Raw genomic sequence first — 10,292 nt, forward strand, 5'->3', positions numbered from 1 at the left:
TTTTCCGTTATGAAATTTGGATCTCTACGGCATTGCCTGAAGGGAGCGACTGGCCTGTGCCTTGTACTGAGTGCGATAACTTCGTCTCTGCGTGCACAGGATGCCATGGCCGGCATCCAGGAACAAACCCGGCAGGAACGCAGCAGATACAGCCCCTCCGATCCGGCCAGGTCGCAAATGATATTGCTGAAGGATGTGCTGGAAAAAATTTATACAAAATATCAGCTCAGGATTGCACTAAACGACAAGTATGCAAAAGATATTTATCTGTCTGACAAAGTATTAAAAATGGATGCCGAAAAGGTAGTGCCGTTTTTGCAGAAAATGTTGCAGGGGCATAGTCTTAAGCTGGATGCAATAGGCCCCTCACAGTATGTGATTACATCGGCGGAGAATCATGTTGCGGTGCGTAAACCGGTGGTGAAGCTGAAAGTATCCGGTACCGTAAAAGATAAACTGGGCGCCGCATTGGTAGGAGTAACCGTGAAAATCCTCGGCACACCAACGGGGACTACCACCAATGATAAAGGCTACTATGAACTGGATGTGGAACCCACCGATGTCCTTGAATTTTCTTACATCGGTTACCAGTCGCAGCAAATCCCCGTCAGGAATAAAGTAGATATCAACGTGGAAATGCTGGCCAAGGAAGGCGGATTGAATGAAGTAGTGGTGGTAGGGTTTGGTGCACAAAAGAAAATAAGCCTGGTAGGTGCGCAGTCTACCATCAAACCGGAAGAACTGAAGCTGCCGGTGAGAAGCCTGACGAATGCGTTGGGTGGCCGCCTGGCAGGGATTGTTGCGGTGCAAAGGAGCGGTGAGCCGGGCTATGACGGCTCTGATATCTGGATACGCGGTATCTCCACTTTTGGTTCCAGTCCGCGCGGTCCGCTCGTGATCGTAGATGGTGTGCCCGATCGTAGTATCAATGATCTTGACCCCGAAGATATCGCCAGTTTTACGGTGCTGAAAGATGCTTCCGCTACTGCCGTATATGGCACCCGTGGCGCCAACGGCGTTATCCTGGTAAATACCAAAACCGGTAAACCGGGAAAACCGCAAATCAACGTGGAACTCAACCAAGCCATCACAAAATTTACACAGCTGCCTGAGTTTGTGGACGCCCCCACCTTTATGAGATTGTATAACGAAGGTTTGGAGATGAGAGGAAGGACACCGCTTTACTCAGAAGAGCGGATACAACAACATGTTTCCGGTGAGGACCCGGATCTCTATCCCAATGTTGACTGGTTCAAAGTACTGTTTAATAAATGGGGACAAAGCAGAAGAGCGAACCTGAATGTACGCGGAGGATCCGAATTTGCTACCTATTATATTTCTGCCGGTTATTATTCAGAAGTGGGTTTGCTGAAACGCGATCGTGTGCAGTCCTATAATTCAGATATAAAACTGGATCGATACAATTTTACCACCAACGTAGATGCCAATATCACCAAAACAACCAAGCTTGAATTAGGCGTAAACGGTTTTATCATTAACAGTAACTATCCGGGTATTGGTACCGGCGCACTTTTTGACCTGGCTACACAGGTGCCACCTCACCTGATACCGCCGCAGTATTCCAATGGGGAGTGGCCTAAAATTCCGGGTGGCAGCTATCCCAGTCCATACCGTAACCTTACGCAATCCGGTTATGCTACAGAATACCGCAACACCATCCGTTCCAATATCAGGCTCCGGCAAAACTTCGATTTCATTCTTAAAGGGTTATCATTTACCAGCATGTTTGCTTTTGATGCTTATGGCTGGAATAATCTTAACCGGAAAAGAGAAGTACAAACCTACTATGCCACCGGGCGCGATTCGTTAGGAAATCTTCTTACAAAAATAGTAGACCCCGGGTCCAATGTACTGGGATTCGATGTATCAAGAGGTGGCAACCGCCGGTTTTATACGGAAACCGCGTTAAACTACGCCAACAAATTCGGTGACCACGATGTTTCCGGATTGCTGTTATATAATCAATCCGATTATATTGACGCCGATGCCGGTACCCTTATTTCCTCTATTCCCTACCGCATCAGGGGGCTGAGTGGAAGAGGTACTTATGGTTATAAGAACCGCTATTTCGCAGAAGTTAATTTCGGGTATAATGGTTCCGAGAACTTTACGCCTAATAAACGGTACGGTTTATTCCCTTCTTATGGCGTGGGCTGGGTAGTATCCAATGAAAGCTTTTTTGCCCCGGTAACTAATGTGATCAGCTATTTAAAACTCCGCTATACCTATGGTTTATCCGGGAACAGTAATACCGGATCACGGTTCCTGTTTCTCACCAGGATAAAGAGTGATGGCAATCTTGGCTATACTTTCGGCGTACCTGGCAACACCACCGGCTATGGCGGGTTGGAAGAAGACCAGATCGGTTCCGAGGTGAGCTGGGAAACAGGTAAACGGCAAAACCTGGGTATTGAAATAAAGGCGTTGCATGACGACCTGTCGCTGATTGTGGAATTATTTAAAGAGCGCAGAACAGGCATCCTGCTGCGGCAATATGATATCCCTTACGCTTCCGGTTATACTACCGATAATATCCCTTACAGGAATATAGGTATTACAGAGAATAAAGGAATTGATGTAACCCTCGATTATAATAAATCGTTTTCCGGTAACTATTGGGTTGGCTTCCGGGGAAATTTCAACTTCAATATCAATAAAGATGTGTATGACGGTTTACCACCATGGCAGTATCCCTGGCTGAACCGCACGGGCCATCCTATCGACCAGCGTTTTGGTTATGTAGCCCTTGGCTTGTTCACCGATTCCTCTGAGATTACGAGATCTCCCAAACAGGCCGGAGATGTGCGTCCCGGAGATATCAAATACAAAGACCTGAATGAAGACGGTATCATTAACAGCTATGACCAGCAGGCAATAGGTTATGGCTCAGTACCGCGTATTGTGTATGGCGTTAACTTCAGTGTGGGCGCAAAAGGATTTGACCTCAGCCTGTTCTTCCAGGGTGTGGCAATGGTAGATTTTATGTACAGCGGCGGTCATGCCACCAATCCTTTTTACGAAGGACCTACAATCGGTAACCTGTATACCGCAGTAAAAGACCGCTGGACACCCGAGAAAACCGATGGCCGGCCTTTCTATCCAAGAATGTCAACCCGCCAGGATATTACCACCAATTACTACGAAAGTACCTGGTGGCAGAAACGGGCGGACTATATCCGTTTAAAAAGTGCGGAACTGGGTTATACATTCAGCAGCAGTAATCTTCAGCGCTATGGATTGAAAAGTGTACGCACGTATGTGAACGGAACCAACCTGTTTACCATTTCGCCCTGGAAAATATGGGACCCGGAACTGGGCGATGGCAGGGGCACCGCTTATCCCAACATGACTTCCTTCAATTTTGGTATCCGCGCTAACTTCAAATAAAACAGCACCACTATGACGCATCATATCTTCCAAAAAAATATCCTTTTACTGGCGCTGCTGTTACTGTTTACAGCCGGTTGTAAGAAAGGATTCCTCAATACAGTACCGGATAATATCACCACGCTGAAAGATGTATTTACAAACAGGTCGATGACAGAACAATGGCTGGCGCGCATCTACAACCCGATGCCGGATATGTGGAACCAGCCTTACAGTATTCCGTGGACAGGCCAGTGCGACGAAGTAGACTATGCATGGGTACAACCCGGTATGAACTCAGGCGCCATCACTGCGGATAACGCCAATCCATCCTATTGGAACAGTTACTACCAGACCATCCGGCAGGCCGCCATCTTCCTGCAAAATGCAGATCAGAACAAGGAGATCCTCGCACAACCCGGTGGTGAACAGCTACTGAAGCAATATAAAGCAGAAGCCCGCTTTTTAAGAGCCTACTACTATTGGTTGCTCATGCGGCAATACGGACCGGTAGTGTTAATGGGAGAAGAACCCAAAGCCCCGGAAGACGATTTCCAGATACCAAGAAGTCCGTGGGATGACTGCGTAAACTATGTATTGTCAGAAATGGATAAAGCAATGCCGGATGTGCCGGTACTGCATATGAACCCTGTTGATCCTACACAGCCGGACGTTACACAAACAGGCCGCATCACAAAGCCCATTATCCTGGCGGTGAAGTCGCAGATATTGTTATATAGTGCCAGCCCCTTGTTCAATGGTAATACGGAGATGGGCAACTTTAAAAACCAGGATGGCGCCGCCTTGTTTAACGCCTCTTTCGACAAAGAGAAGTGGAAGAAGGCAGCCGATGCCGCTAAAGCAGTAATAGATCTTAACAGGTGGGAATTATATACCGTAGCAGATGCAGATCCGTTCCGGGCGGCGTTCCTTTCCTGCCGGAATTTATTCTTTGATGGCTGGCAAAAAGAAGCGATCTGGATCCGTACCAACTCTGATCATGTGGGGAACTGGGAACGGCATTGTTCTCCCAGGTGCGCTAACGGGTCCGGCTGGAACGGTATTGCCGTCACCCAGGAAATGGTGGACATTTTCCGTACGGCTGATGGCAAAGCTATTACAGATAACAGCAGCGGCTATACGGAAACCGGGTTTACCGATGCCGCTACCCCGTATTATGTAAGTGGTACCTCCAATATGTATCATGGAAGGGAACCCCGGTTTTATGTAGATGTTACTTTTAACGGATCAGTGATCCCGGTGGTTCCGGAAAACGGGCAATCAAGAGTGGAGTTTTTCTTTACCGGCAATTCCGGTAAAAACGGCGCCCCCAGGGATTGGCCCACTACAGGCTACACCGCCCGTAAAAATATTCACCCCAACACAGATTTCAGAAGCGGCCGTAGTTTTTCCCGCCCGGCGATGATGATCCGTCTTGGTGAAATTTACCTGAACTATGCAGAAGCCTTGAATGAATACGATCCGGGAAATCCTGATATCTTAAAATACCTTAACAAGATCCGTAACCGGGGTGGGCTGCCTGACCTGGTGGCCGGCGCCAGCCAGGCAGAGATGCGTAAGCAAATTCACCTGGAACGCCAGGTAGAACTGATGTTTGAAGGCCACCGTTATTGGGATGTACGCCGCTGGAAAGTGGCGAACACGCCGGATCAGCATCAGGGCGGGCAATTCCATGGTATGAACATTGAAAAAGGATCTTTCCTGTCTGATCCCGAATTTCATAAAAGGATTGTGGCCTTCACCAGGGCGCAATGGGATAACAAATTTTATTTTTATCCCGTACCACAAAGCGAAATTGACCGGAATAAAAAACTGGTACAGTTCCCTGGATATTAATGCAGCTAAGTGATGAACGTGTTTTAAAAGAGCTGGCTCCGTGAGCCAGCTCTCTTTTTTGCTGTCATCGGATGTCGCTTTTGGCTCCATGATTGTCGCATATCCCCTGCAGGTGAAAAAGTTGGGATGCCGAAATTTGTATCGTAAACAAAAACACACGGTATGAAGAAGAATATGATCACCCTTTTCCTGGTGGCTATGGCAGTGGCGGTAGCAACATCCTGTCAGCCTGGCCCGGAGAATCAGCAAAAGGTTCCGGCTAAGCCGGAAGACACGCTTGTTAACAAGACGGTGAAGCCGGCTGAAAGCGGCTACGCAGATGTGAACGGGCTGAAAATGTACTACGAAGTATATGGTGAAGGTAAACCTATTGTACTATTGCATGGATCTTATATGACCATACCTTTGAATTGGTCGCACATCATTCCCCTGTTGGCCGGCAACAGGAAAGTGATAGTGGCGGAAATGCAGGGTCATGGCCGCACAAGGGATATCCCGCGCGAACTTAGTTACGAAGCCATGGCTGACGATGTATCCAGGCTGCTCCGGCATCTCAAAACAGACAGCGCCGACATTTTGGGATATAGTATGGGAGGTGGCATCGCGTTCCAGTTCGCTATACGCCATCCTGAGCAACTACGCAGGCTCGTGGTGTTATCGGGTTCCTATACCCACGACGGATGGTGGCCGGATGTAGAAGCCATGTATGCTACCATCGACGCAAATATGTTCAAAGGCTCACCGATGCAAAAACAATACGACAGTCTTGGTAACGATCCGGCCCATTTCCCGGAATTCGTAAAGAAAGTCATCAGTATAGATCTGAAGCCTTACGACTGGTCGAAAGAAGTAAAAAACATAAAGGCGCCGCTATTCATGGCTATCGGCGATGCCGACGGTATACGGTATGAGCATGCACTGGCACTGTTTCGCGCCAAAGGCGGCGGAAAAATGGGAGACATACACGGGCTGCCTCAATCCCGTCTTGCCATCTTGCCGGGTACCACGCACATAGGGATGATGCAGCGCACCGATTGGCTGATACCCATGATCACTGATTTCCTGGATTCCGATCTGAATACGGCTCCTCCTACTTTTTAGAAATACGTGACTAACGTCGATATACATACGTAATCACCGGTGAGCAATTCGGTTGATTGTCTCCATCCGGCGACCTGAAGGGTGAAGTGCAACTAAATATTTTATATCTTTACCGGATATCCAAACAAAGCGCATTTTGCCGGTGATGTTGTATTGTGATATTGTATTGTCGTGTAGTCAGTGTTTTTATTGCCAAGATGAACCTTATCTTTTGTCTCAACCTGTTTTTATCCAACTTCATGCCGACCGGGCCCGTTGTTTCAATGGACACCACCGTGCATTACTTTGTCAGGCGCTTTACTGATGAAGATGGCTTGCCGCAAAACAGCGTGAAATTTATTGTGCCGGACAAGAACGGCTTTTTATGGCTGGCCACAGAAAACGGGTTAACCAGGTTTGATGGCAATTACTTTCTCAATTTCAGCAGCGATAACCTTCCTGGTTTGAAAAGCAGCAGGATGTCCAGGATCTATCCCAATGATACCGCTATAGCCGTAGAAACAGATATCGGGGAAATACTGACCGTTACAGAAAGTACGGTAAAGCATATAGGAAAGGAGCTGTTGGGATACAGGTATCAGCATTATGTTGAAAACAAAAATGAATACTATCCTATCAAGGGATTGCCCGATGATCAGGCAGTGCGTTTTGGAAAAGAGCGCCCTGTTGTGATACCACACGGTACAGACAGTTATTTTGCAGCCTATCACGATACGATCTCTTTTATAGAGCAAGGAAGACTCGGGTACCGGTTAACGCAGACCCGGTTGGAGGTGTCGCGTTTGTTTGTTTGCGATGGCAGGCTTTTATACCTTAACAGGGATGGGCACATAACAGGATGGGAGAAAGGACAGCCGGTACAAGTGCCGCTTATCGGGGATGTAGTAGCTGATCCTGCATTTAGTAAATGTAAAATGGAATTATACTGGAACCTGGCTGCGCACCAGGTTTTTCTTTATACCGATAAAAATTGTTATCAATTACAGGTAGAACCGGGAGTAGGCATACGTAGTGCGGTTGTGCTGCGGGATTTTGATTTTCACCGGAACTATATTTCTTCCATCTACTATGATCAGCGGGAAAGACGGGTTTTCCTCGGAAGCTCTACAAAGGGCCTCTATGTTTGTACCAGGCAGCAATTCAATGTACATAAATCGGATGCTTCAGGGGATGAAGTATTTTATGCACAGGTGGCGTCCCCCGGAAATATGGTGGTGACGCCATCGGGGCTTGCCTTTAACCAGTCAGGAGGATACAGTTGGCTGCCTTTGTCTTTCAACAGGGAAAGCGTGATGGAAAAATATACGTTGGCCCGTGATCAGCAGGGAAGGTATTGGGGAAGAAATGGGATGACATTGGTGGGCGTATCACCGGATTTCAGCCAGGTGCTGCACAAAATTGAATTGCCCTACCTCATCAGCCAGGTGTTCGCGGACCCGGAGGGGAATTTATGGGCAGGGGGAAAATTTCCGGGGCTATACTATATTAAAACGGCAGATCCGGCCGCGGCATTGCAGTTTCTTCCAGCCAAAGTAAATGAAGTTAGCTTTATAAAAAATGGTAAGCCGGGGATATTATGGGTAGGTACAGATAAGGGACTCTACAGGGTACATCTGCCATCCGGACGCACCGATACCATCAAAGGCCTGGAAGACGGACGTATAAGAAGTGTCTATATTCCTAAAGAAGGAGAAGTCTGGATCTCCACCTATAACCGGGGCGTTTTCCTTTACAGGAATGAGCGCCTGGTAGCCCTGCCGCAGGATCGCCAGCGGTATATGGCCACCACACATTGTATTACCGAAGATGAACAGGGTTATTTCTGGCTAACTACAAACAAAGGGTTATTCAGGATCCGGCGGCAGGATGCGCTCGATTTCGCTGACGGAAGGCAGCGCGACCTTTACTATTATTATTTCGGGAAGGAACAGGGTTTTAATACGAACGAGTTTAACGGCGGCTGTGAGCCATGTGCCTTAAAATATGACGACGGCGATATTTCTTTGCCCTCGCTGGATGGCCTGGTACAGTTCACGCCGTCTTCCATCAGGATGGAAATGCCGGATAAAGGCATATATGTCGATTGGGTGGAACATAACCTGAAACCAACAAAAGCATCAGAACAATTTAACCTGCCCAGTAATTTTCAAAGCTTCCGGCTACACATCAGCTCTCCCTATTTTGGTGATTCCAGGAACCTGCAGTTTTATTATTCGCTGGAGAAAGATGACTGGCCGGAAGAACAGATATGGTTGCCGGTGAACAGCGACAGAACCATCACTTTTTCCTCTTTGCCATCCGGGGATTATCGTATCCGTATCCGCAAACTGAAAGGGTTTGGAAGAGATCAGTATATCGAAAAGGTGCTCGTCATCAACGTACAGAAAGCTTTTTATGAAAGATTGTGGTTCGGGCTGGCGGTATTAACCATTCTGATCTGCCTGATAATTTTGTTGTATAAGATACGCATCAGGAGTATTGCCCGGAAAAACCGGTTGTTGGAACTAAAGGTAATGAGCCGCACCCGGGAGTTGGAAGAAATGATGACCATACTCCAGGAGTCCGATGAACAGCTGCGTAAACAGGGTTTTATGCATAAACGTTTGCTTGCTGCTATCACCCATGATATTAAAACACCGCTGAAGTTTTTGTTGAGGGTTAATAAAGAGGAACCATTATCCGGTGTGTTGCAGGAGAAGGAAATAAAAACGGTTACCTACGACAGTCTTTACCGCATGCATCACCTGGTGGATAACCTCATCCATTATATGCGGATCTCCTTCCTGACGGGCGCATTCTCTGAAGACACTGTTGACGTCCACCAACTGGTGGAAGAAAAGATGGAGATTTTCAATCCGGTATCCGCCTCAAAAGGAATACAGCTCATTAATCATATTTCGCCGGGCGTAACGGTGGTCGTGAATAAATTGTTGCTGGCCGTTATTCTACATAACCTGTTGGATAATGCCATAAAATATACCACCAGGGGCGTTGTAGAGTTAAGTGCAGAAAGAGGGGAGGGTGTTTTAATCATACATTTATCCGATACCGGCTATGGTATGCCGGCGGAAGTAAGGGACTGGATCAATCACATAGAAAATACCGGTCCGGTTCAGATTGGGGGCAGCGGCATAGGACTGATCCTCGTAAAGGAATTGCTGACGGTGATAAACGGGAGGCTGTTTGCCTATCCGGGTGTTAACGGAGGCACCAGGGTTTCCCTGCAACTTCCGCTTAATGACTAGTTACCTGGTACATCTGCGCTTTTTCAATCAGGGCGATTACATTTTTCACCCCTACTTTTTCAAAAATACGCGTTTTGTAGGTGCTGACGGTGGTCAGCTGTAAATGGAGCGTTTCCGCAATTTTTATGAGAGGGAGCCCTTTTGTTAGAAGGTTCATTACTTCAATTTCCCGGGGGGAAAGCACCGAAAAAGGGTTAGAGGAATGCTCCTGCTGCCCCGTAAATTTACCTATCAGCTGTTCCCTGACTGCCCTGCTGATATACTTTTCACCGCTAAGAATCGCATTGATGGCCACCCTGAATTCTTCATCCGGGGAGTTTTTTTCAATATAGCCATCTGCGCCGGCCTGGAGATAGTTAAGGGCATACAGTATTTCATCGTAGGCAGAAAAAACCAGTATTTTAATACCAGGTTGCCGGAGTTTCACGGCGTAAATCATTTGCCGGTTGTTTCCGCCAGGCATATTAATGTCCAGGATCAGGAGGTCGATATTTTGGGCTTCAATAAGGAATATGGCTTCATCAAATGTTTTAGCCTCTGTAACAAGCATGGCGCCCGGTAGCGAGCAAATAATCTGTTTCATGCCAAGTCTTACTATAGAGTGATCATCTGCTATTAGTACATTTTTCATTGCTGGTTTAGGTTAGGGCTCATAGGAGGTATTATTGTTTGCCGGCTCAAAATTAACATTTTTTTCTTCGT

The 10,292-nt window shown here is 47.2% G+C and carries 5 protein-coding genes; 4 read left to right on the forward strand and 1 reads right to left on the reverse strand.

The annotated features are described in order from the left end of the window. Positions 1-9: 9 nt before the first annotated feature. The 4 genes from ACLHR0_RS20590 (at position 10) to ACLHR0_RS20605 (ending at position 9,590) form a co-directional block, all read left to right on the forward strand. Complete coding sequence (locus ACLHR0_RS20590) at positions 10-3,408, forward strand: SusC/RagA family TonB-linked outer membrane protein (RefSeq protein WP_429063416.1); 3,399 nt, start codon at positions 10-12, stop codon at positions 3,406-3,408. Positions 3,409-3,420: 12 nt separating this feature from the next. Continuing rightward, entirely contained in the window at positions 3,421-5,244 is a 1,824-nt protein-coding gene (locus ACLHR0_RS20595; protein ID WP_436489118.1) for a RagB/SusD family nutrient uptake outer membrane protein, read from the forward strand. Between the two features lie 162 nt (positions 5,245-5,406). Then, entirely contained in the window at positions 5,407-6,345 is a 939-nt protein-coding gene (locus ACLHR0_RS20600) for an alpha/beta fold hydrolase (protein ID WP_436489120.1), read from the forward strand. Between the two features lie 197 nt (positions 6,346-6,542). Beyond that, the gene (locus tag ACLHR0_RS20605) at positions 6,543-9,590 is read left to right on the forward strand and encodes a sensor histidine kinase (RefSeq protein ID WP_436489122.1); all 3,048 of its coding nucleotides are present in this window, start codon (positions 6,543-6,545) and stop codon (positions 9,588-9,590) included. Here ACLHR0_RS20605 and ACLHR0_RS20610 read toward each other — a convergent pair. Further along, positions 9,580-10,221: a response regulator gene (locus tag ACLHR0_RS20610; RefSeq protein ID WP_436489124.1), complete on the reverse strand. Its 642-nt coding sequence runs from the start codon at positions 10,219-10,221 to the stop codon at positions 9,580-9,582. The two genes, ACLHR0_RS20605 and ACLHR0_RS20610, sit on opposite strands and share 11 nt — an antisense overlap. Positions 10,222-10,292 lie beyond the last annotated feature (71 nt).

The organism is Chitinophaga sp. ARDCPP14, from assembly GCF_051362515.1.
Classification (GTDB): Bacteria; Bacteroidota; Bacteroidia; order Chitinophagales; family Chitinophagaceae; genus Chitinophaga.